The sequence below is a fragment of the Micromonospora sp. NPDC023633 genome (genome assembly GCF_040640035.1).
GTDB lineage: Bacteria > Actinomycetota > Actinomycetes > Mycobacteriales > Micromonosporaceae > Micromonospora.
This window is the reverse complement of the sequence record NZ_JBFABB010000015.1, coordinates 38,982-60,475: the sequence shown is the minus strand read 5'-3', so window position 1 is coordinate 60,475 and position 21,494 is coordinate 38,982. Positions and strand designations below refer to the sequence as shown.

Annotated in this window: 22 protein-coding genes and 1 tRNA gene; 18 read left to right on the top strand and 5 right to left on the bottom strand. The window is 72.9% G+C overall.

Annotated features, from left to right (window positions below):
- Positions 1–66: 66 nt before the first annotated feature.
- A complete protein-coding gene (locus tag AB0G13_RS07165) occupies positions 67–522 on the top strand; it encodes a DUF4383 domain-containing protein (protein WP_357870142.1) in 456 nt (151 codons plus the stop codon).
- A 241-nt stretch (positions 523–763) separates the two neighbouring features.
- The gene (locus AB0G13_RS07160; protein ID WP_357870140.1) at positions 764–1,240 is read left to right on the top strand and encodes a DUF4383 domain-containing protein; all 477 of its coding nucleotides are present in this window, start codon (positions 764–766) and stop codon (positions 1,238–1,240) included.
- A gap of 13 nt (positions 1,241–1,253) precedes the next feature.
- On the opposite strand, the gene AB0G13_RS07155 is transcribed toward AB0G13_RS07160, so the two are convergent.
- Positions 1,254–1,943 (bottom strand): TetR/AcrR family transcriptional regulator, encoded by a 690-nt coding sequence (locus AB0G13_RS07155; protein WP_357870230.1) that lies wholly within the window; start codon positions 1,941–1,943, stop codon positions 1,254–1,256.
- Positions 1,944–2,172: 229 nt separating this feature from the next.
- Positions 2,173–3,129, bottom strand: coding sequence for an acyl-CoA desaturase (locus tag AB0G13_RS07150; RefSeq protein ID WP_357870137.1), 957 nt, complete (start codon positions 3,127–3,129; stop codon positions 2,173–2,175).
- A 133-nt stretch (positions 3,130–3,262) separates the two neighbouring features.
- On the opposite strand from AB0G13_RS07150, the gene AB0G13_RS07145 reads away from it, so the two are divergent.
- The 9 genes from AB0G13_RS07145 (at position 3,263) to cysN (ending at position 11,826) form a co-directional block, all read left to right on the top strand.
- On the top strand, positions 3,263–4,018 hold the full coding sequence (locus tag AB0G13_RS07145) for a helix-turn-helix domain-containing protein (RefSeq protein ID WP_357870133.1): 756 nt from the start codon (positions 3,263–3,265) through the stop codon (positions 4,016–4,018).
- A 45-nt stretch (positions 4,019–4,063) separates the two neighbouring features.
- Positions 4,064–4,134, top strand: a tRNA-Gln gene (locus AB0G13_RS07140).
- Between the two features lie 32 nt (positions 4,135–4,166).
- Complete coding sequence (gene glmU, locus AB0G13_RS07135; protein WP_357870130.1) at positions 4,167–5,744, top strand: bifunctional UDP-N-acetylglucosamine diphosphorylase/glucosamine-1-phosphate N-acetyltransferase GlmU; 1,578 nt, start codon at positions 4,167–4,169, stop codon at positions 5,742–5,744.
- 55 nt (positions 5,745–5,799) lie between these two features.
- Positions 5,800–6,780, top strand: a complete 981-nt coding sequence (locus AB0G13_RS07130; protein ID WP_357870128.1) for a ribose-phosphate diphosphokinase — start codon at positions 5,800–5,802, stop codon at positions 6,778–6,780.
- Between the two features lie 384 nt (positions 6,781–7,164).
- Entirely contained in the window at positions 7,165–7,854 is a 690-nt protein-coding gene (locus AB0G13_RS07125) for a 50S ribosomal protein L25/general stress protein Ctc (protein ID WP_357870125.1), read from the top strand.
- A gap of 106 nt (positions 7,855–7,960) precedes the next feature.
- Positions 7,961–8,551, top strand: a complete 591-nt coding sequence (gene pth, locus AB0G13_RS07120) for an aminoacyl-tRNA hydrolase (protein ID WP_334562609.1) — start codon at positions 7,961–7,963, stop codon at positions 8,549–8,551.
- Positions 8,552–8,672: 121 nt separating this feature from the next.
- A complete protein-coding gene (locus tag AB0G13_RS07115; RefSeq protein WP_357870121.1) occupies positions 8,673–9,506 on the top strand; it encodes an inositol monophosphatase family protein in 834 nt (277 codons plus the stop codon).
- An 80-nt stretch (positions 9,507–9,586) separates the two neighbouring features.
- A complete protein-coding gene (cysD, locus tag AB0G13_RS07110; protein ID WP_357870118.1) occupies positions 9,587–10,498 on the top strand; it encodes a sulfate adenylyltransferase subunit CysD in 912 nt (303 codons plus the stop codon).
- A complete protein-coding gene (gene cysN / locus AB0G13_RS07105) occupies positions 10,498–11,826 on the top strand; it encodes a sulfate adenylyltransferase subunit CysN (protein WP_357870115.1) in 1,329 nt (442 codons plus the stop codon). Before cysD ends, cysN begins: the two co-directional genes overlap by 1 nt.
- Positions 11,827–11,859: 33 nt before the next feature.
- Here cysN and galK read toward each other — a convergent pair whose 3' ends face one another.
- Positions 11,860–13,020 (bottom strand): galactokinase, encoded by a 1,161-nt coding sequence (gene galK, locus AB0G13_RS07100; protein ID WP_357870112.1) that lies wholly within the window; start codon positions 13,018–13,020, stop codon positions 11,860–11,862.
- A complete protein-coding gene (galE, locus tag AB0G13_RS07095) occupies positions 13,017–14,000 on the bottom strand; it encodes a UDP-glucose 4-epimerase GalE (protein ID WP_357870109.1) in 984 nt (327 codons plus the stop codon). Before galE ends, galK begins: the two co-directional genes overlap by 4 nt.
- Positions 14,001–14,175: 175 nt before the next feature.
- Between galE and AB0G13_RS07090 the strand changes: the two genes are divergently transcribed.
- From AB0G13_RS07090 to AB0G13_RS07060, 7 genes are all read left to right on the top strand, one after another.
- Positions 14,176–15,201, top strand: a complete 1,026-nt coding sequence (locus AB0G13_RS07090) for a hemolysin family protein (protein WP_357870107.1) — start codon at positions 14,176–14,178, stop codon at positions 15,199–15,201.
- Positions 15,202–15,234: 33 nt separating this feature from the next.
- Positions 15,235–16,260: a tryptophan--tRNA ligase gene (trpS, locus tag AB0G13_RS07085; RefSeq protein ID WP_357870104.1), complete on the top strand. Its 1,026-nt coding sequence runs from the start codon at positions 15,235–15,237 to the stop codon at positions 16,258–16,260.
- Between the two features lie 47 nt (positions 16,261–16,307).
- Entirely contained in the window at positions 16,308–16,865 is a 558-nt protein-coding gene (locus tag AB0G13_RS07080) for a 2'-5' RNA ligase family protein (protein ID WP_357870101.1), read from the top strand.
- A gap of 133 nt (positions 16,866–16,998) precedes the next feature.
- Positions 16,999–17,922: a YihY/virulence factor BrkB family protein gene (locus AB0G13_RS07075; RefSeq protein ID WP_357870098.1), complete on the top strand. Its 924-nt coding sequence runs from the start codon at positions 16,999–17,001 to the stop codon at positions 17,920–17,922.
- Between the two features lie 14 nt (positions 17,923–17,936).
- Positions 17,937–18,305, top strand: a complete 369-nt coding sequence (locus AB0G13_RS07070; RefSeq protein ID WP_357870095.1) for a GntR family transcriptional regulator — start codon at positions 17,937–17,939, stop codon at positions 18,303–18,305.
- A gap of 49 nt (positions 18,306–18,354) precedes the next feature.
- On the top strand, positions 18,355–19,032 hold the full coding sequence (locus tag AB0G13_RS07065; RefSeq protein ID WP_357870092.1) for an SRPBCC domain-containing protein: 678 nt from the start codon (positions 18,355–18,357) through the stop codon (positions 19,030–19,032).
- Positions 19,033–19,079: 47 nt separating this feature from the next.
- On the top strand, positions 19,080–19,520 hold the full coding sequence (locus tag AB0G13_RS07060; RefSeq protein ID WP_357870089.1) for a hypothetical protein: 441 nt from the start codon (positions 19,080–19,082) through the stop codon (positions 19,518–19,520).
- A gap of 308 nt (positions 19,521–19,828) precedes the next feature.
- Here AB0G13_RS07060 and AB0G13_RS07055 read toward each other — a convergent pair whose 3' ends face one another.
- Complete coding sequence (locus tag AB0G13_RS07055; protein ID WP_357870086.1) at positions 19,829–21,463, bottom strand: glycoside hydrolase family 13 protein; 1,635 nt, start codon at positions 21,461–21,463, stop codon at positions 19,829–19,831.
- Positions 21,464–21,494 lie beyond the last annotated feature (31 nt).

Genomic DNA, 21,494 nt, shown 5'->3' with positions numbered 1-21,494 from the left:
GTCACACCCCGGCGTGCGGGACAATCGTCCGCGACCCCTCACCCGAACGGCGTTGGAGACTCAGACATGGCCCACACCCCCGTCAACCACCCCGCGCGGCCGGTCTACCGGGCGATCGGCGGGCTGACCGGTCTGTACCTGGTGGCCTTCGGCGTGCTCGGCATCATCGCGAGCGCCGGCAACGAGGTCCTCGCCCAGGATGACACCCAGGTCCTCGGCCAGGGCACGAACCTCGGCTTCTCGCTGCTCAGCGCCCTGCTGGGGGCCGCGGTGCTGGCCGGCACCGCGATCGGCCGCAACATCGACGTCATGATCAACCAGTGGCTGGCGTACGCCGTCATGGTGATCAGCCTCGCCGGTCTGGCCTTCATCCAGACCGAGGCCAACATCTTCAACTTCAGCATCTTCACCGTCATCGCGCTGATGGTGGTCGGCCTGGTCCTGCTGATGGTCGGCATGTACGGCAAGGTCGGCACCGACCAGGAGCAGGAGGCCTGGCAGAAGGCCCGCCTCGTGCTCTGATCTCCTCTGCTGTTGGGTTTCGTCGGAGCCCGACCCGCTCCGGGCGGTCAGGCGTGATCCCTGCGCGGGCCGGGCTCCGGCGACAACCGACGTGGTCCCGCTCCGACCCGGCCGTTGCGGCCCGGTGGGGTGGGACCTTTTCCGTTCCGTCCGTTGTCGGGTGCGCCTCTGGCGGTTCGGCGGACAGTCGGCTCCTGTCGGGGGACAATCGGGGCGAATGTCCTACTCGGGCGGAGGGGTCATGCCGCACTTTCCCGTGAACCATCCGGCGCGGTCGGTCTACCGGGTCCTCGCCGGCCTGGTGGGGCTCTACATCCTGGTCTTCGGCGTCTGGGGCGTCGCCCTGACGTGGGGCGACCCGCTCTTCGACCGGGGCGACAACTGGGCCCTCGGGCTCCGCACCAACCTGGCCTTCTCGCTGGCCTCCGTCGCCTTCGGGATCGTGCTCATCATCGGGGCGTCGCGGCGCGGCAACCTCGGCCACTACATGAACCTGACCGCCGGCGTCGTCTTCCTGGTCACCAGCCTCCTCATGATGTCCGTGCTCCAGACCGAGGCCAACTTCCTCAACTTCTCGATGTCCACGGTCATCGTGTCGATGCTCTTCGGCCTGCTCCTGCTCGGCACCGGCCTGTACGACAAGGTCGGCACCGACGAGCACGCCGAGGAGGAGCGGCGGCGCCGGCACCACCCGGTCTCCGAGGCCCACAGCCGCTGACCCGACGCCGGGGTCAGCGGCCCCGCACCGTGATCAGGCTCGGCTTCGCCTCCAGGTGCGACAGCCCGCTCCAGGCCAGGTTGACCAGGTGCGCGGCCACCGTCTCCTTGCGCGGCTTGCGCACCTCCAGCCACCAGCGGCCGGTCAACGCCACCATCCCCACCAGCGCCTGCGAGTAGAGCTCGGCCAGCTTCGGGTCGTAGCCCCGGCTGGAGAACTCGGCGCCCAGGATGTGCTCCACCTGGTGCGCCACGTCGTTCATCACGCTGCTGAAGTTGCCCGCGGCCGACAGCACCGGCGACTCGCGCACCAGCACCCGGAAGCCGCTGGTCTCCTCCTCGATGTAGGTCAGCAGGGCCAGCGCCGCCTGCTCCAGCAACTCGCGGGGGTGCCCGGCGGTCAGGGCCGTGGTGATCCGGTCCAGCAGGGCCCGGACCTCCCGGTCCACCACCACCGCGTAGAGCCCCTCCTTGCCGCCGAAGTGCTCGTAGACCACCGGCTTGGAGACCTTCGCGCGCGCCGCCACCTCCTCGATGGAGGTGGCGTCGAAGCCGCGCTCGGCGAAGATCTGCCGGGCGATCGAGATCAGCTGCTCCCGACGCTGGGCCGCCGACATGCGTACGCGTGAGGAGGGCTTGGGGGCCACGGCGGGAACCGCCCGCCGCCGGCCGGTCGAGCCGTCGCTGCCAGGGACATCCGCCATGTTCTCGTCACTCCGCCGGCGCTCGGTGACGCCCTGTCGTCCGATGGTGCCGCCGCCGCGCTGGGTCACGTCGCCCCCTCGCCGGTCGTCGGTCGGGTGGCGCCGCCGCCCCCTGCGACCGTATCCGCGGCGGGCCCCGCACCCGTGTCGCCGGGCCGCCCGACGCCGCGCCCGCTTCGCTCGGTCACCCGGCCATACTGCCAGGCGACCTCCGCGCCCACCGCCCGCTCTACCGCCCGGGGACCGGCCCGACGAGCTTCGCCGCGATGCGCTCGGGCTTCGGCCAGCGCACGTCCCAGGCCGCGCCGACCTTCTCGAACAGCCAGATCACCCGGGCCGAGATGTCCACCTGGCCGCGCAGTACGCCGTGCCGGGCGCTGGTCGGGTCGGCGTGGTGCAGGTTGTGCCAGCTCTCGCCGAACGACACGATCGCCAGCGGCCAGAAGTTCGACGCGCGGTCGCCCTGGCGCATCGCGAACGGCCGTTCCCCGTAGACGTGGCAGACCGAGTTGATGGACCAGGTCACGTGGTGCAGGAGCGCGATGCGGACCAGGCCGGCCCAGAAGAGCGCGGACAGCGCTCCCCGCCACGACCAGGTGAGCAGGCCGCCCATCAGTGCGGGACCGAGCACCGAGACCACCACCAGCAGCGGAAAGAGCCGGTCCACCCGGTTGATGTCCCGGTCGGCGAGCAGGTCCGGGGCGAACCGCTTCCGGTTGGACAACTCGCGGCCGAAGAGCCAGCCGACGTGCGCGTGGAACAGGCCCTTGGTCAGGCCGCGGACGCTCTCCCCGAACCGCCACGGCGAGTGCGGGTCGCCCTCCAGGTCGGAGAAGGCGTGGTGCCGCCGGTGGTCGGCCACCCACTGGATGATCTCGCCCTGCACGGCCAGCGAACCGGAGACCGCCAGCGCGATCCGCAGCCAGCGCTTCGCCTTGAACGACCCGTGCGTGAAGTGCCGGTGGTAGCCGACCGTGATGCCCAGCCCGGAGACCACGTACCAGAACCCGGCGACGGCCACGTCGGTCCAGCTCAGCCAGCCGCCCCAGGCCACCGGTACGGCGGCGACGAGGGCCAGGAAGGGGATCACCACGAACGCCCAGAGGGCGACGAGGATGCCCCGGGACTGGGTGCCCTGGGTGAGGGGCTTCGGGCCGGCCGTCGGGTCGAGGGATGTGGCGGACATGGCACCTCGCAGAGGGACGCGATGATCACGAAGTTACGCCTACGTCACCGTAACTTAGGTTCTCGGACCGCGCATGGGACAGCGTCGGGGATGAATGCCCGGACTGTCGTACGTGCGTTCTAATCTGCTGCCCATGACCGATCCGATCGCCGACGATCCACACCTGCCACCGGCCCGCGACTATCGCGGGCCGACCCCGCATCTGCACGAGGAGGCGCTTCGCCTGCGACGCCGGGGCTGCACCGTCCCGGAGATCGCGAAACGGGTCGGGGTGGCTCGGTCCACCGCCTACCAGTGGGTGCGGCACCTGCCCATAGACCTCGACTCCGAGGAGGTTCGGGCGCGCAGGCGGGCGCACTCCAAGGCGATGACGGACGCCCAGTGGGGCGAGTATCGCGCTGCCCGTGACGCCGCTCGGGCGGAGACGGTCGCGAAGGTCGCGGCCTGGGTGAAGCGCCTGCGCTATCGGGAGTTGGTCCTGGTGGGCGCGGCGATCTACTGGTGTGAGGGCGGCAAGGCGAAACCCTGGCGTCCGAACGATTGCCGCCTCAAGTTCATCAACAGCGACCCGACGCTCGTGCTGTTGTTCCTCCGGTTCGTCGAGGCGCTCGGAGTCGCGCGGACCGCGCTCCGGTTCCGGGTCAGCATCCACGAGAGCGCGGACGAGGCGGAAGCGGTGCGATGGTGGGCTGACGTGGTCGGGGTGCCGGCGGCGGAGTTCCAGCGTTCGTCGCTCAAGCGGCACCGGCCGGCGACGAAACGGCAGAACATCGGTGCGGACTATCGAGGCTGCCTCACGGTCTACGTCCCGCGATCGAGCCGCCTCTACTGGAAGGTTGAAGGGATCATGAAGGGAATGAGCGATGGCGTCACGGGCGAGGGGCGCTAAGGTGTAGGGGTCCGGCAAGCTGTTTAGTTTGCCCGTTTTAGGCAGTCCCGGGTCGTCTAATGGCAGGACGTCAGGTTTTGGTCCTGATTGTAGGGGTTCGAATCCTCTCCCGGGAGCTTCCGCTCGTCGCGGACGATGTCTGGTTAGCATGGCCGCGAGATTGTTCGCCGTCCCGACGGGAGCCCGTGTCGTGTCCCAGCCCCACCTCCGCACCGTTGTCGTGCTCGCCGCCGGTGAGGGCAAGCGGATGAAGTCGGCGCTGCCCAAGGTGCTGCACCCGCTGCTCGGCCGTACCCTAGTCGGTCACGTGCTCGCCGCCGCCGCGCCGCTGGCCGCGGACCGCACGGTGGTCGTGGTGGGGCACGGCGCCGACCAGGTCCGCGCGCACCTCGCGGAGATCGCCCCCGAGGCCACCCCGGTGCTCCAGGCCGAGCAGCTCGGCACCGGGCACGCCGTCCGGATCGCGCTGGACGCCGCGCCGGAGGCCACCGGCACCGTGGTCGTCATCAACGGCGACGTGCCGCTGCTCCGCCCCGAGACGGTGGCCGCGCTGGTGGAGGCGCACGAGGGCGCGGGGGCGGCGGCGACCGTGCTCGCCGCCGAGGTGCCCGACCCGACCGGCCTGGGCCGGATCGTGCGCAACGCCGACGGGCAGCTCGAGCAGATCGTCGAGGAGCGCGACGCCACCGGAGCGCAGCGGGCGATCCGGGAGATCAACGCCGGCATCTACGCGTTCGACGCCGCCCGGCTGCGCGACGCGCTGGGCAAGCTGTCGACCGACAACGACCAGGGCGAGGAGTACCTGACCGACGTCTTCGCCCTGCTGGGCTCGGCCGGTGAGCCGGTGGCGGTGCACGTGGCGGCGGACCACGTGGAGACGCTGGGCTGCAACGACCGGGTCGAGCTGGCCGCGCTGCGCCGGCTGCTGCGCGACCGGGTGAACGAGGCCTGGATGCGCACCGGGGTCAGCCTGCTCGACCCGGACACCACCTGGATCGACGTGACGGTCGCCCTGGACCGCGACGCCGTGGTCGACCAGAACACCCAGCTGCGCGGCGGCACGGTGGTCGGCACGGGCGCGGTGGTCGGGCCGGACGTGACGCTGATCGACACCGTCGTCGGCCCGGGCGCCACGGTGCTGCGCAGCCACGCGGTGGGCGCGGAGGTCGGCCCGGGCGCCAGCGTCGGGCCGTACGCGTACCTGCGGCCGGACGCCCGGCTGGCCGAGAAGGCCAAGGTCGGCACGTTCGTCGAGGTGAAGAACTCGGAGGTGGGCGCGGGCGCGAAGGTGCCGCACCTGTCGTACGTGGGCGACGCGACGATCGGCGCGAAGGCGAACATCGGCGCGGCGACGATCTTCGTGAACTACGACGGGGTGAACAAGCACCGCACCACGGTCGGTGAGGCCGCGTTCATCGGCTGCGACACCAGCCTCATCGCGCCCGTCGAGGTGGGCGCGGGGGCGTACGTGGCGGCGGGCAGCGCGATCACGCAGGACGTGCCGCCGGGCGCGCTCGGGGTGACCCGCGCGCCGCAGCGCAGCATCGACGGCTGGGTGGCCCGCAAGCGGGCCGGCACGGCCTCCGCCGAGGCGGCCGCGCGGGCCCGGGCGGCCGACGAGGGTGCGTCGGCGCCGGGGTCCGGGGCAAGTGAAGGTGAGGCAATCCACGGGGATGCCGAGCCGGTCGGATCGGCGTCGGGCGCGGGGGATACTGCAACCGAATAGTCCCCGGCCCACCACCACCGCCGGGTACCACCGACCAACGGGAGCAGACGGGCCCATGGGCAGCATCGTCGCCGAAAACCGCAAGAGCCTGATGCTTTTTTCCGGACGTGGCTTTCCGGAGTTGGCCAAGGAGATCGGTGAGGTGCTCGGCGTCGCGCCGACGCCGGCCGACGCGTACGAGTTCGCCAACGGTGAGATCTTCGTACGGTTCAAGGACTCGGTGCGCGGTTCGGACGCCTTCGTGGTCCAGTCCGTCACGCACGGGGTCAACACGTGGGTCATGGAGACCCTCATCATGATCGACGCGCTGAAGCGCGGTTCGGCCAAGCGGATCACCGTGGTGCTGCCGTTCTACCCGTACGCCCGGCAGGACAAGAAGCACCGCGGCCGGGAGCCGATCTCGGCCCGGCTGGTGGCGGACCTGCTGAAGACGGCCGGGGCGAACCGGATCCTCACCGTCGACCTGCACACCGCGCAGATCCAGGGCTTCTTCGACGGCCCCGTCGACCACCTCTTCGCGATGGACATCCTCGCCGAGTACGTCGAGCACAAGTACGCCGGCCGCCCGATGACGGTGGTCGCGCCGGACTCGGGCCGGGTGCGGGTGGCCGAGCGGTGGACGGACCGGCTGGGTGGCTGCCCGCTGGCGTTCATCCACAAGACCCGGGACCCGCTGAAGCCCAACCAGGTGGTGGCGAACCGGGTGGTCGGTGAGGTCGAGGGGCGGGTCTGCCTGGTCGTCGACGACATGATCGACACGGGCGGCACGATCTGCAAGGCGGCCGACATCCTGCGCGAGTCCGGCGCGGCCGACGTGATCGTCGCCTCGACCCACGCGCTGCTCTCCGACCCGGCGACCGAGCGGCTGAAGAACAGCCCGATCAGCGAGGTCGTGGTGACCAACACGCTGCCGCTGCCGCCCGAGAAGCAGCTCGACAAGATCACCGTGCTGTCGATCGCGCCGCTGCTGGCGCGGGCGATCCGCGAGGTCTTCGACGACGGGTCGGTGACCACCCTCTTCGGTGGCCTGAGCTGACCGTCCGACGCCGGGCCGGGTGGGCGCCGCCGCCCCCGGTCCGGCGTCGGCCGCCGCGCCGGCGCCCGCGCGGCGTTCGTAGCCGCCCATTCGTCAGCCGACGCGCTGGAGGGACGGGTGCCGCCGGGCGGGTCCGTATCGCCCTGCGGGCCTGCGGGAACGGTGATAAGGGGACTGCCGGAGCGCGCGGAATCAGCTCGGGTAGACTGGTGCGGTTGCCACGGCGAGGGTGCCCGGCGGGCCGCTGACAAAGCGCCGCACGGAGGCACCGTCATCGACGCGGTGCTCCGGGCAGTCGTTCTCGACGCATGAGCCCCAGCGAGCCCCTCGCCCCAGCACCGCCAGACGACAAGCCGCCGCAGCGAAAGCATCAGGAGTTCTCCCGTGTCCGAGGTAAAGATCAGCGCCGAGCCCCGTACCGAGTTCGGCAAGGGTGGTGCCCGTCGTACCCGCCGGGCCGGCAAGGTGCCCGCCGTGCTGTACGGCCACGGCGAGAAGCCGAAGCACATCGCGCTGCCGTCCCGTGAGTTCGCCGCGGCGATCCGCAAGGGCGGCGCCAACCAGCTCTTCGCGATCGAGGTCAGCGACGGCACCCAGGTGCTGGCGCTGCCGAAGGCGATCCAGCGTGACCCGCTCAAGGACACCTTCGAGCACGTGGACCTGCTGCTGGTCCGCCGGGGCGAGAAGGTCACCGTCGACGTCCCGGTCCAGCTGACCGGCGAGGCCGCGAAGGACACCCTGATCGTGCACGACCACGACACCCTGTCGGTCACCGCCGACGCCACCAAGGTGCCGGACCACCTGGAGGCCTCGATTGAGGGCATGGAGGCCGGCACGCAGGTCACCGCCGGTGACGTGCAGCTGCCGGCCGGCGTCGAGCTGGCCGCCGACTCGGAGCAGACCGTCGCTTCGGTGACCGCCGCGCCGACCGCCGAGCAGCTCGAGGCCACCCTCCCCGAGGTCGAGGAGGCCGCCGAGGAGGCCGAGGCCGGTGTCGGCGAGGAGACCGCCGAGGCCGCCGAGGCTCCGGCCGCCGAGGGCGACGAGAACGCCGAGGCGAAGACCGAGGCCTGATCGGTTCGCTTCGTTGCGACAGGCGTCCCCGCACGGTCGGGGGCGCCTGTCGGCGTATCGGTGTCCGGGCGGGGTCGGTGACGGCGAGCAGCGGGAGGGGCGGGGCGTGACGGACGAGACGGGGCCGTGGCTGGTGGTCGGCCTGGGCAACCCGGGTCGGGAGTACGCCGGCAACCGGCACAACGTCGGCTTCATGGTGGCCGACCTGCTGGCGGGCCGGCTCGGGGCGAGATTCGGCCGGCACAAGCGGGCGGTGGCGGAGGTCGCCGAGGGGCGGCTCGGGTTCGGCGGGCCGAAGCTGGTTCTGGTCAAGCCGCTGACGTACATGAACCTCTCCGGGGGGCCGGTGGCCGGCCTGGCCCAGTTCCACAAGGTGCCGCCGGGCCGGGTGGTCGCGGTGCACGACGAGCTGGACATCGGCTACGGGCAGTTGCGGGTGAAGTGCGGCGGCGGCGAGGGCGGGCACAACGGCCTGCGGTCGATGTCGAAGTCGCTGGGCACGAAGGAGTACGTCCGGGTGCGGTTCGGCATCGGCCGGCCGCCGGGGCGGCAGGACCCGGCGGACTACGTACTGTCGGATTTCGGCGCGGCCGAGCGCAAGGAACTGGAGTTCCTGGTGGACCGGGCCGCGGATGTGGTGGAGTCGGTGGTCACCAGGGGCGTGGAGCCGACGCAGAACCTCTACCACGGGGTGTGAGCGCCGGGTCGGGCGCCGGGGCCCGGTAGTCTTCGCCTTTCGGCGCGCGACCGTCGGGGCGGGTCGTCGGCGACGGGGCGTGCCGGGCACGGAGCGTGGCGAGGCGACGGGAGCAGGAGTCATGGGCAGTCCTCCGATGATCGACGGCGCTTTCGCCCGGTGGCTGGCGGCCCGGGCCGGTCAGGCGCTGCTCGGCCTGCGGTCCGAGATGGGCTTCGCCGACGCGGGGGCGTTGCGGTCGGCGGGCGACAAGGTCTCGCACGACCTGATCCGCACGGAGCTGGCGAGGTGGCGCCCGGGCGACGCGGTCCTCTCCGAGGAGGACGAGGGCTCGCGGCTGGCGTGGGCGGCGGAGGTGAACGCCGAGGCGGTGTCCCGGCTGGCCGCCGACCGGGTGTGGATCATCGACCCGCTGGACGGCACCCGCGAGTTCTCCGAGGAGGGCCGTTCGGACTGGGCGGTGCACGTGGCGCTCTGGTCGCGTACCGCGCCGACGCCGCACGGCCTGGTCGCGGGGGCGGTCGGGCTGCCGGCGCAGCAGCGGGTGCTGGGCACCGACTATCCGCCGGCGTACCCGCCGATGACGGTGGAGGCGACGGCGGCGGGTGGCGGTCGGACGATCCGCCTGGCGGCGAGCCGGAGCCGGCCGCCGGTGTTCCTGACCGACCTGGCGGAGGACGTGGGGGCGCACCTGGTGCCGATGGGCTCGGCCGGGGCGAAGATCGCCGCGGTGGTCACCGGCGAGGTCGACGCCTACATCCACGCGGGCGGCCAGTACGAGTGGGACTCGGCGGCGCCGGTCGCTGTGGCGACGGCCACCGGGCTGCACGCTTCCCGGATCGACGGTTCTGCGCTGAAATACAACGAGGCGGATCCGCGCCTGCCGGACCTGCTGGTCTGCCGCAAGGATCTCGCCAGTCGGTTGCTTGCAGCGTTGCAGCGTCATTCCGGGTAGCCTGAGCGGCACTTCTTGGCATGCCCGACCGGAAAGGTCTGGAATACGATGAGCGGATTCGAGCGAAGCGAGCCCGTGTCATGACCGCCCCCGCCGCCTACCAGGTGTCGCACCTCGACGCGTTGGAGGCCGAGAGCATCTTCGTGATGCGCGAGGTGGTCGCCGAGATGGAGCGGCCGGTGCTGCTCTTCTCGGGAGGCAAGGACTCGATCGTGATGCTCCGACTGGCCCAGAAGGCGTTCGCCCCGGCCAACATCCCGTTCCCGGTCATGCACGTGGACACCGGGCACAACTTCCCCGAGGTCCTGGAGTACCGGGACCAGCGGGTCGCCGAGCTGGGGCTGCAACTGGTGGTGGCGAGCGTGCCGGAGGCGCTGGCCAGCGGGCTGGTGCGCGAGTCGGGCGACGGGATGCGCAACCGGATCCAGACGCCGGTGCTGCTGGACGCGGTGGAGAAGCACCGGTTCGACGCGCTCTTCGGCGGCGCCCGCCGCGACGAGGAGAAGGCCCGCGCCAAGGAGCGGGTGTTCAGCTTCCGCGACGAGTTCGGCCAGTGGGACCCGAAGAACCAGCGCCCGGAGCTGTGGGCGCTCTACAACGGCCGCCACCACCCGGGCGAGTCGATCCGGGTCTTCCCGCTGTCCAACTGGACCGAGCTGGACGTCTGGCACTACATCGCCCGCGAGCGCATCGCCCTGCCGTCGATCTACTACGCGCACGAGCGCGAGGTCGTCGAGCGCGACGGGATGCTCTACGCGGTCAACGAGTTCTTCCGTCCCCGCGCGGGCGAGGACCGGTTCAAGGCGCGGGTGCGCTACCGGACGGTGGGCGACGCGTCCTGCACGGCGGCGGTCCGTTCCGACGCCGACACGGTCGAGAAGGTCATCGAGGAGGTCGCCGCCACCCGGATCACCGAGCGCGGCGCGACCCGCGGCGACGACCGGGTCAGCGAGGCCGCCATGGAGGACCGCAAGCGGGAGGGCTACTTCTGATGACCACCGAGACCGTCGCGCCGGACGGCGCGGACAGCCGGGCTGCCACCGGGGCCGGGCCGGAGGCCCGCCGCATGGACCTGCTGCGCTTCGCCACCGCCGGCAGCGTCGACGACGGCAAGTCGACCCTGATCGGCCGGCTGCTCTACGACACGAAGTCGCTCTTCACCGACCAGCTCGCCGCCGTCGAGGCGGTCAGCGCCGCCCGGGGCGACGAGTACACGAACCTGGCGCTGCTCACCGACGGCCTGCGCGCCGAGCGCGAGCAGGGCATCACCATCGACGTGGCGTACCGCTACTTCGCCACCCCCCGGCGGAAGTTCATCATCGCGGACACCCCGGGGCACATCCAGTACACCCGGAACATGGTCACCGGGGCGTCGACGGCCGACCTGGCGCTGATCCTGGTGGACGCCCGCAAGGGGCTGGTCGAGCAGTCCCGCCGGCACGCGTTCCTCTGCTCGCTGCTGCGGGTGCCGCACCTGGTCCTCTGCGTCAACAAGATGGACCTGGTCGACTTCTCGCAGGAGGTCTTCGAGCGGATCGCGGACGAGTTCACCGCGTTCGCCGCGAAGCTCGACGTGCCAGACCTGACGGTGGTGCCGGTCTCCGCGCTGCGCGGCGACAACATCGTCTCCCGGTCGGAGAACATGCCCTGGTACGAGGGGCCGTCGCTGCTGCACCACCTGGAGCGGGTGCACATCGCCAGCGACCGCAACCTGGTCGACGTCCGGTTCCCGGTGCAGTACGTGATCCGCCCGCAGTCCACCACCGTCACCGACTACCGGGGCTACGCCGGCCAGGTCGCCTCCGGCGTGCTCAAGCCGGGCGACGAGGTGATGGTGCTGCCGTCCGGGTTCACCAGCCGGATCTCCGCCGTGGAGACCGCCGACGGGCCGGTCGCGGAGGCGTTCCCGCCGATGTCGGTGACCGTACGCCTGGAAGACGAGATCGACATCTCCCGGGGCGACATGATCTGCCGTCCGAACAACGCCCCGGCGGTGTCCCAGGACATCGAGGCGATGGTGTGCTGGATGGACGAGACCCGTCCGCTCCAGGTCGGCGGCAGGTACGCCATCAAGCACACCACCCGCTCCGCGCGGGCGATCGTGCGCGGGCTGCACTACCGGCTGGACATCAACTCGCTGCACCGCGACGAGTCCGCGGGCGAGCTGGGGCTCAACGAGATCGGCCGGGTGCGGCTGCGGACCACCGTGCCGCTGCTCGCGGACGAGTACCGCCGCAACCGCACCACCGGCGGCTTCGTGATCATCGACGAGTCCACCAACCGTACGGTCGGCGCGGGGATGATCGTCGAGGCGCAGTGACCCCCACGGTGGGCGGGCGCCCGCCCACCGTGGTCAGTCCAGCCGGGTCGCGCCGGGGCCGGGCAGGACGGTGACGTGGCCGGGCGCGGCGAAGCCCCGCTCGGCGTACGCGGCCGTGACGGCGTCGGCGACCGCGTCGCCCCGCTCCGCGTCGACGAGGGCGAGCACGCAGCCGCCGAAGCCGCCGCCGGTCATCCGGGCACCGAGCGCCCCGGCGGCCAGGGCCGCCTCGACGGCCGTGTCGATCTCCGGGACGGTGATCTCGAAGTCGTCGCGCATCGAGGCGTGCGAGGCGGTCAGCAGCGGGCCGATCTCGCGTACGCGGCCGGCGCGCAGCAGCGCGACCGTGTCGAGCACCCGCTGGTTCTCGGTGACGACGTGCCGCACCCGGCGGCGGGTCTCGTTCTCGTCGAGTCGGGCCAGGGCGTCGGCCAGCCCGTCGGCCGCGACGTCGCGCAGCGCGGCGACGCCGAGCAGCCCGGCCGCCCGCTCGCAGGATGCGCGGCGGGCGGCGTACTCGCCGTCGGCGTGCCGGTGCGGGGCCCGGCTGTCGACGACCAGCACGGCGAGGCCGGCGGCGTCCAGGTCGAACGGGACCTGCTCGACGGACTCGTCGCGGCAGTCCAGGAAGAGCGCGTGCCCGGCGCGGCAACGGATCACCGCCGACTGGTCCATGATGCCGGTCGGCGCGCCCACGTAGTCGTTCTCGGCGCGCTGGGCCAGCCGGGGCCGTCGCTCGGCGGGCAGGTCCAGCCCGCCCAGGTCGACCAGGGCGGCCAGCACGGCGGCCTCCAGCGCGGCCGAGGAGGACAGCCCCGCGCCCAGCGGCACGTCGGAGGCGACCGCCAGGCGCGCGCCGGGCACCGCGTGCCCCGCCTCCCGCAGCGCCCAGACGACCCCGGCGACGTACGCGCCCCAGCCGGCGACCCGGCCGGGCTCGGCGACGTCGTCGGCGCCGAAGGTGACCGTCTCGCCGGTGAGCTCCGAGCAGACCGTCCAGGTGTCGCCGGGCTGTGGGGCGGCAGCCACCACCGTGCGCAGCGGCAGGGCGAAGGGGAGCACGAAGCCGTCGTTGTAGTCGGTGTGCTCGCCGATGAGGTTGGCCCGGCCGGGAGCCGCCCAGCGGCCCGCGGGCGGCTCGCCGTACGCCGAACGGAAGCCGGCGGCGGCGCGGGCCGCCACGTCGTCGGTCACCGCGACCCCACCACGTGCGTGCGGTAGAAGGCCCAGGCGTCGGCGACGATGTCGGGCAGGGTCGGCTTCTGCGGCACCCAGCCCAGCTCGTCGCGCGCCAGCGCGGACGACGCGACCAGCTCGGCGGGGTCGCCCTCGCGGCGCGGGGCCACCTCGACCGGCACGGGGTGCCCGGTGACCTCGCGGACCACGTCGACCACCTGCCGGTTGGTGAAGCCGTTGCCGTTGCCCAGGTTGTAGATCCGGTGCTGCCCGGCGGTCGCCGCGTCGAGCGCCAGCAGGTGGGCGCGGGCGAGGTCGGCGACGTGGATGTAGTCGCGCACGCAGGTGCCGTCGACGGTCGGGTAGTCGTCGCCGAAGATCTGGAGCTTCTCCCGCCGGCCGGCGGCCACCTCCAGCGCGATCGGGATCAGGTGCGTCTCGGGGTCGTGCCGCTCGCCGAGCGCGACGTCGCCGTCGAGGTAGGCGCCGGCCACGTTGAAGTAGCGCAGCGAGACGGCGGCCAGGCCGTGCCCGATCGCCTCCGAGGTGAGGGCCATGTCGACGGCGAGCTTGGTGGCGCCGTACGTGTTGGTGGGGGCCTTGACCGCGCTCTCCGGGATCGGCAGCTCGGTCGGGTTGCCGTAGACGGCGGCGGTGGAGGAGAAGACGAGGCGGGGCACGCCGGCGGCCCGGACGGCGTCGATCAGGGCGATCGAGCTGACCGTGTTGCCGTGCCAGTAGAGCTCGGGCCTGGTCATCGACTCGCCGGCGGCGATCAGCGCGGCGAAGTGCAGCACTCCGTCGAAGCCCGCGTCCGGGGTGAGCACCCGTGCGGCCTCGTGGACGGGCACGTCGACGTACGTCGCGTCGGGGGCGAGCGCCTGCCGGTGGCCGGTGCGCAGGTCGTCGAGGACCACCACCTCGTGGCCGGCGTCGAGCAGCATCCGGGTCACCACGCTGCCGATGAAGCCGGCGCCGCCGGTGACGAGCAGTTTCACGTCGGTCTCCTCCTGCCTGGCCGCCCGGTCACGGCCCGTGTCGTGATCACCCTACGGCCGGTCGCCCGTTGGCCGCCCTCCGTCGGCCACCTTGCCATTCCATCATGATTCCCCAACTTCGAACAGAGCCGAACATGGGCAGCCCGTCGGCCCGGCGCTGTCTACCATCACTGTCATGCGGGAAGCGGGTGCTCCCGGGCTGCGGCGACGCGCCCGGAGCCGGCCACGCCGCGAGCCCGGGCCGCTGCCCCGGGCCGTCGCCCGGATGGTGGTGCGCGCCGCCGACGGCGCCACCCGGGCGGTGACGGCCCTGCTCGGCGCCAGCCCGGCGGCCGGCCGCGAGCGGATCAGCGAGGCGGAGCTGCGCGACCTGGTCGCCGCCAACACCCTGCTCGACCCCGTCGAGCGCCGGATCATCGACGAGGTGCTGGCCGCGGGCGCGAGCCTGGTCCGCGAGGTGATGATGCCGCGCACCGAGGTCGTCTTCCTCTCCGCCCGGCTCACCCTCGCCGAGGCGGAGCGGATGGTCCGGGCCGAGACGCACACCCGCTACCCGGTCGTCGACGGCACCCACGACGACGTGGTCGGCTTCGTGCACCTGCGCGACGTGCTGCTCCGCCCCGACCTCGACCCCCGCACCACGGTCGGCGAGCTGACCCGCGAGGTGAAGCGGCTGCCCGGCAGCAAACGGGTGCTCGCCGCGCTCAGCGAGATGCGCCGGGAACGCCACCACCTCGCCGTGGTGGTCGACGAGTACGGCGGCACCGCCGGCATCGTCACCCTGGAGGACCTGATCGAGGAGCTGATCGGGGAGATCCACGACGAGTACGACACCGCCCCCGACCCGGTGCACGCGGGCCTGCCCGCCGTGGTGGACGGCCGGCTCAACCTCGCCGACTTCGCCGAGCGCACCGGGGTGAGCCTCCCGCCGGGCCCGTACGAGACGGTCGGCGGCTTCGTGATGGCCGCGCTGGGCCGGCTCCCGGTCGCCGGTGACGAGGTGCCGGTGGTCGCCGGCCCGGCCGGCGACGGCGGCGCGGGGCCCGACGACCCGCCCGGCGGCTGGCTGTTGCGGGTGCTCACGCTGGAGGGCCGACGGGTGGCCCGGCTCACGGTCTCCGCCGGGCGCCTGCCGGAGCCACGGCGCGAGGTCGGCTCCCCGACGCCGGTGGGGCGGAGCCGACCCGCCGGCCCGTCATGACGCGCACCGGGTCTTGCTGACAGAATTGCCGCCATGTCCGACGTTCCCGCCCGCCCCCGCGTCTTCTCCGGCATCCAGCCGACGGCCGACTCGTTCCACCTCGGCAACTACCTGGGCGCCGTGCGGCACTGGGTGGCGTTGCAGGACACCCACGAGGCCTACTACTGCGTGGTCGACCTGCACGCAATCACCGCGGGGCACGACCCGAAGACGCTCATGCACCGCAGCCGGATGGCGGCCGCCCAGCTCTTCGCCGTCGGTCTCGACCCGGAGCGCAGCGCGCTCTTCGTGCAGTCGCAGGTGCCCGAGCACTCGCAGCTCGCCTGGGTGCTGGGCTGCATCACCGGGTTCGGCGAGGCGAGCCGGATGACGCAGTTCAAGGACAAGTCGCAGAAGCAGGGCGGCGAGCGGGCGAGCGTCGGCCTGTTCACCTACCCGATCCTGCAGGCCGCCGACATCCTGCTCTACCAGGCCAACGCCGTGCCGGTGGGCGAGGACCAGCGCCAGCACCTGGAGCTCTCCCGCGACCTGGCCCAGCGGTTCAACTCGCTGTTCGGGCAGACCTTCACGGTGCCCGCGCCGCACATCGTCAAGGACACCGCGAAGATCACCGACCTGCAGGACCCGACGGCCAAGATGTCGAAGTCGTCCTCGTCGCCGGCCGGCATCGTCAACCTGCTGGAGGATCCGGCCCGCTCGGCCAAGAAGATCCGCTCCGCGGTCACGGACACGGGGCGGGAGATCGTCTTCGACGCCGAGACCAAGCCCGGCATCTCCAACCTGCTGACCATCCACTCCGCGCTGAGCGGGCGGAGCGTCGACGACCTGGTCGCCGCGTACGCCGGCAAGGGCTACGGCGACCTGAAGAAGGACCTCGGGGAGGTGGTGCGGGAGTTCGTCGGCCCGATCCAGGAGCGCACCCGGACCTACCTCGACGACCCGGCACAGCTGGACAAGCTGCTCGCCGCCGGCGCGGAGAAGGCCCGGGCGCTCGCCGGAACGACGCTGCGCACCGTGTACGAGCGGGTGGGCTTCTTCCCGCCGGTGCGCGGCGAGTAGCGCCCCCGGCGCGACGGGTGAGGGCGGACGGGTCGGTGGCCGGAGGGATGACGCACAGCGTGGATCGCAGGGACGGGGCGCCGGACGCCGGTGACACCATCGAGATCGGCATCGCGGTGGACATCCCGGAGCCGTGGGGTGGCATGCTCACCCGGCGGCGGGTCGAGGCCGGCGACCCGCGGGTCGTGCCCGCGCACGTGACCCTGCTCGGGCCGACGGAGATCCCGGTGGCGACGCTGCCGGCGGTGGAACGGCACCTCGGCGCGGTTGCCGCCGCCCACCTGCCGTTCACCCTGCACCTGCGGGGCACCGGCACGTTCCGGCCGGTGACCCAGGTCGTCTTCGTGGCGGTGGCCGCCGGGATCAGCGAGTGCGAGCTGCTCGCCGCCGCCATCCGCGCCGCCCCCGAGCTGCACCGCGAGGCGCGCTTCCCGTACCACCCGCACGTCACCGTCGCGCAGGACGTCGCGCCGGAGGCGCTGGACAGGGCGTACGAGGACCTGGCCGACTTCTCGGCCATGTTCGAGGTCGAGGCGTTCACCCTCTTCTCGCACAGCGGGCAGACCCGGTGGCAGCCGCGCCGGGACTTCCGGCTGGGCGGCTGAGCGGTCGCCCGGGTGCGCCACCAGCGCCACGGCGGCCACGCCGCTGACGCCGACCCCGCCGTTCGGCCGCCGCCCGGCGCGGGCTGCCGCCCGGTTGCCGGCACGGGCGCGGGAGATCGGCGAGGATGACGGCGTGAACGTGTTGGGCCGCATCGAGGCGGGCATCGACCGTCGGATCAGCGCCACGCGCCGCCGGTGGTCCGCCGCCGACCACCTGTGGCGGGCCGGCGTGCTCTACAACGACGTGCTGGGCGGGCGGCTGGCCGCCGCGATCGCCTACTACGGCTTCTTCGCGGTCTTCGCGCTGGCGCTGGTCGGATACTCGATCTTCGGGGCCATCCTGGAGGACAACGACGAGGTCAGCGCGGCAGCCGCCGACTTCCTCCGGGAGAACCTGCCGTTCCTCGACCCCGTGCAGATCGCCGACAGCAGCGGCACGGTCGGGGTGATCGGCCTGATCATCCTGGCGTTCACCGGGATCGGGTGGGTGGAGGCGATCCGCTCCTCCCAGCGGCTCATGTACGGGCTCAACCAGCAGCCCGGCAACCTGGTGGTCCGCCGCCTGGTCGACCTGGGCGTGCTGCTGGTCATCTTCGTGCTGCTCGGCGTCTCGGTGGCGGCGGTGGACGCCCTGGAGTCGCTGCTGCGCTTCCTGCTGCGCAGCACCGGCTCGGTCGGCCTGACCGCGGTCAGCGCGGTGCTCAGCGTGGTGGTCAACGCGGTGCTGGCCACCCTGCTGCTGGTGGCGGTGCCGAGGCTGCGGATGAGCCGGGCCCGGCTGCGCCCGGTGGTGCTGCTGGTCGCGGTCGGCATCACGCTGCTGAACACCGTCGGGCGCTTCTACGTGGTGCGCACCGAGCGGAACCCGGCGTACACGGTGGTGGCGGGCGCCGTGGGGCTGCTGCTCTACCTCTACCTGCTCAACCAGTTGGTGCTCTTCGGCGCGGCGCTGGCCGCGACCAGCCCGCGCGGTCGGGTGGTGGACCTGGCGGAGGGCCCGGCGCCGGTGGACCTGGACGCGGACACGGATCCCGGAGCCCCGGGCGGGGCCGGATGAGTGGGGGAGCGGGCGTGCGGATCTCGGTCGACCAGGGCTCGGCGGTGCCGCCGTACGAGCAGGTGCGCGGGCAGCTCGCGGAGCTGATCGGGACGGGCCGGTTGGCGGTGGGCACCCGGCTGCCCACCGTCCGACGCTTCGCGGCCGACCTGGGGCTGGCGGTCAACACGGTGGCCCGGGCCTACCGGGAACTGGAGACGGCCGGTCTGCTGGAGACCCGCGGCCGGCACGGCACTTTCGTCGCACCCGGGCGCGATGATGCGACGGACCGGTTGCAGCGGGTGGCGGCCGACTACGCCGCCGAGGCCGCCCGGTTGGGCGTGCCGCCCGCGGCGGCCCTGGCCCTGGTCCGCGCGGCGTTGGACGCGGCGCGACCGGGCTGACGGCGCGGTCGGCCCGGCCGCCGCCGACGACGACAGCAGGAGGAGACCGATGCGCGAGGCGCACACCATCCTGGTCGAGACGGCGGTGGCCGCCCCCGCCGACCGGATCTGGCGGGCCCTGACCGAGCCGGAGCAGGTGCGGCAGTGGTTCGGCTGGGACCACGAGGGCCTGGCCGACGAGATCCGGTTCATCTTCGTCGACCACGCCGAGCCCGCCCCGCCGGACCGGATCGCGCTGGCCGCCGGGCAGGAGCTCCAGCTCGTGGGCGAGGGCGACCGGACGCTGCTGCGGGTGGCCGTCCCCGCGTCGGCCGACGCCGCCGGGTGGGACGCGATCACGCAGGGCTGGCGGGCGTTCTTCGAGCAGCTGCGCTTCCTGCTGGAGCGGGCACCGGCGGGGCGGCGGCACACCGTGCACCTGACGGGCACCGCGACCGGGGCGCAGGCCCTCGCCGTTCTCGACGCGGCGGGCCCGACGCAGCGGTGGCACGACAGCCCGCGCCAGCGGATCGTGGTGGACGCCGAGGAGCGGCTGCTCGCCGTGGCCGCCGGCGCGCCGCTGGGCGACGGCGCGGTCTCGCCCGTCAGCCTGACGGTCAGCGCCTACGGCCTGGACGAGGCCGGGCTCGACCGCCTGCGCCGGGTCTGGTCGGCCCGGTGGCAGGCCGCCGTCGGCGTTCCGGCCGCCCGGCCGGCGACCGGGCGGCGGGATCCCGACGGTGAATAGGGGCGATTGCCTCCCGGGTCTGCGGCGTGACGGACCATGATGGGCGCGTGGGCGCACTCGTGACACTGGACCTGCCGGACGACTCGCCGATGCTCGGCCTGCCGTGGATCATCACCTTCGGCCCGCTCGGCGACGCCGACGAGTGGGAGCCGGTGGTCTGCGGCCCCTACGAGCGACCGCACGCCCTCGCGCTGGCCGAGGCGATCGTCGCCGAGGAGCAGCTGATGGCGGTGGTCGAGCCGCTGCTGCCCGCGCTCTCGGCCGAGGAGATCCGGGGCGAGATCGCCGCGGCGCAGGTCGCCGCCGAGGACGAGGCGGCGCAGCTCGACCAGGCCGACCTCTACGGCGACTTCGAGGACACGATCGACGAGGAACTGGAGGCGGCGGCAGCGGAACAGGACCGTGCGGAGCCGCTCGCCCCGCCCACCGAGGCCGAGCTGCGGGCCGGCTTCGGGCGCATCGCCGCGAAGCTCACCGGCGGCGGCTGAGCCGATCCGGGCCGGGGCGAGGGCCGCGAGGCCGCGGACGGTCGGGGGCGGCGCGGCGGCCGGTGCAGCACGCAGAACTCGTTGCCCTCAGGATCGGTCAGCACGGTGAAACCCTCGTCGCCGCGCTGCCCCACGTCGGCGTACCCGGACGGGCCGAGGGCGACACGCGCCCAGATGGACGCCGGCACCCCCGGAGCGGACTCCGGGGGCGCCGACGCCACCTCACCCCCCACCACAAGGGGTCGGTAGCCCAGTCGCCCGTCGGCGCGGGGCACAACGAACGACCAGGTCGATGACGGGTTACCCGCTCAGCGCCGTTCGAACCAGGCAGCCGCGTCGACCGGAAGCAGGTGGCCGGAGCCCTGCCCGGTGAGCGGCTCGCTGGCGGCGATCGGCGCGCCGTACCCGTCGATCAGGGCCGGCGCACCGCTGATGTTGACCACGCAGGTCAGCACGGTGTCGCCGGCGGCGCGGCTGAAGGCGAGCACGCCCGGCCCGGCCTCCAACCAGGTGACCCCGCCCGCGTCGGCGGCCAGCGCCGGGTGCTCCCGACGGATCCGCAGCGCGGTGCGGTAGAGCTCCAGCGTCGAGCCGGGCACGCCGGTCTGGGCGGCGACCGAGAGGGCGCGCCAGGTCGCCGGGGTCGGCAGCCAGCTCAGCTCGCTGCCCTCCGGCCCGAAGCCGTACGGGGCCAGCTCGCCGCTCCACGGGATCGGCACGCGGCAACCGTCCCGGCTCTGGCCGGTGCGCAGGAACGCCGGGTCCTGGCGCAGCTCGTCCGGCAGGTCGAGCACCTCCGGCAGGCCCAGTTCCTCGCCCTGGTAGACGTAGGCGCAGCCGGGCAGGGCGAGCATCAGCAGGGTGGCGGCCCGCGCCCGGCGCAGCCCCTCGGCGCCGTCGCCGTAGCGGGTGACGTGCCGCTGCTTGTCGTGGTTGGAGAGCACCCAGGTGGTGGGCGCGCCGACGATGGTCGACTCGGCGAGCGCGCTGTCGATGACCTTGCGGAACGAGTCGGCCGACCAGGTCGCGTCGAGGAAGTCGAAGCTGAACGCCTGGTGCAGCTCGTCCGGGCCGATGTAGCGGGCGAGGCGCTGCGGGGTCTCGGCCCACGCCTCGGCGACCGCCATCCGGCCGCCCGGGTAGCTGTCGAGGATCGGCCGCCAGGCGCGGTAGATGTCGTGCACCTCGTCCTGGTCGAAGTAGGGGAGCCGGCCCTTGCCGAGCAGCTCCGCCTGACGCTGGCCGGTGGTCATCGAGCTGAACCCGACGTCCGGCAGCCCCTCGGCCTTGATCATGCCGTGCGCCACGTCGATCCGGAACCCGTCCACGCCCCGGTCGAGCCAGAAGCGCAGCACGCCCTCGAACTCGGCGCGCACCTCGGGATGACGCCAGTTCAGGTCCGGCTGGGCCGGGTCGAACAGGTGCAGGTACCACTGGCCGTCGTCGATCCGCGTCCAGGCGGGGCCGCCGAAGATGCTCTCCCAGTCGTTCGGGGGCAGATCGCCGTTCTCGCCGGTGCCCTCGGCGAAGAGGTAGCGCGCGCGCTCGGGGGAGCCGGGCCCGGCGGCCAGCGCCGCCTGGAACCACGGGTGCGCGCTGGAAGTGTGGTTGGGCACCAGGTCGACGATGATCCGCAGGCCGAGGGCGTGCGCGTCGGTGATCATCGCGTCGAAGTCGGTGAGGGTGCCGAACATCGGGTCGACGTCGCGGTAGTCGGCGACGTCGTACCCGCCGTCGATCATCGGCGAGGTGTAGAAGGGCGTCAGCCAGAGCGCGTCCACCCCGAGGTCGCGCAGGTACGGCAGGCGCTCGCGGATGCCCTGGAGGTCGCCGACGCCGTCGCCGTTGGAGTCGGCGAAGCTGCGTACGTAGACCTGGTAGACGACCGCGGAGCGCCACCAGTCGTCGTCGGTGGTCGGCGGCGTGGGGTTGCTGACGGTCATCTGTGGCGTTCCCCGTTCTGTGGCGCGGGAC

Bases quoted from the DNA above. Each gene is read 5' to 3' on its own strand.
- AB0G13_RS07165 (WP_357870142.1), top strand. From the start codon at position 67: ATGGCCCACACCCCCGTCAACCACCCCGCGCGGCCGGTCTACCGGGCG.
- AB0G13_RS07160 (WP_357870140.1), top strand. From the start codon at position 764: ATGCCGCACTTTCCCGTGAACCATCCGGCGCGGTCGGTCTACCGGGTC.
- AB0G13_RS07155 (WP_357870230.1), bottom strand. From the start codon at position 1,943: ATGGCGGATGTCCCTGGCAGCGACGGCTCGACCGGCCGGCGGCGGGCG.
- AB0G13_RS07150 (WP_357870137.1), bottom strand. From the start codon at position 3,129: ATGTCCGCCACATCCCTCGACCCGACGGCCGGCCCGAAGCCCCTCACC.
- AB0G13_RS07145 (WP_357870133.1), top strand. From the start codon at position 3,263: ATGACCGATCCGATCGCCGACGATCCACACCTGCCACCGGCCCGCGAC.
- glmU (WP_357870130.1), top strand. From the start codon at position 4,167: ATGGCCGCGAGATTGTTCGCCGTCCCGACGGGAGCCCGTGTCGTGTCC.
- AB0G13_RS07130 (WP_357870128.1), top strand. From the start codon at position 5,800: ATGGGCAGCATCGTCGCCGAAAACCGCAAGAGCCTGATGCTTTTTTCC.
- AB0G13_RS07115 (WP_357870121.1), top strand. From the start codon at position 8,673: ATGGGCAGTCCTCCGATGATCGACGGCGCTTTCGCCCGGTGGCTGGCG.
- cysD (WP_357870118.1), top strand. From the start codon at position 9,587: ATGACCGCCCCCGCCGCCTACCAGGTGTCGCACCTCGACGCGTTGGAG.
- cysN (WP_357870115.1), top strand. From the start codon at position 10,498: ATGACCACCGAGACCGTCGCGCCGGACGGCGCGGACAGCCGGGCTGCC.
- AB0G13_RS07090 (WP_357870107.1), top strand. From the start codon at position 14,176: ATGCGGGAAGCGGGTGCTCCCGGGCTGCGGCGACGCGCCCGGAGCCGG.
- trpS (WP_357870104.1), top strand. From the start codon at position 15,235: ATGTCCGACGTTCCCGCCCGCCCCCGCGTCTTCTCCGGCATCCAGCCG.
- AB0G13_RS07080 (WP_357870101.1), top strand. From the start codon at position 16,308: ATGACGCACAGCGTGGATCGCAGGGACGGGGCGCCGGACGCCGGTGAC.
- AB0G13_RS07065 (WP_357870092.1), top strand. From the start codon at position 18,355: ATGCGCGAGGCGCACACCATCCTGGTCGAGACGGCGGTGGCCGCCCCC.
- AB0G13_RS07055 (WP_357870086.1), bottom strand. From the start codon at position 21,463: ATGACCGTCAGCAACCCCACGCCGCCGACCACCGACGACGACTGGTGG.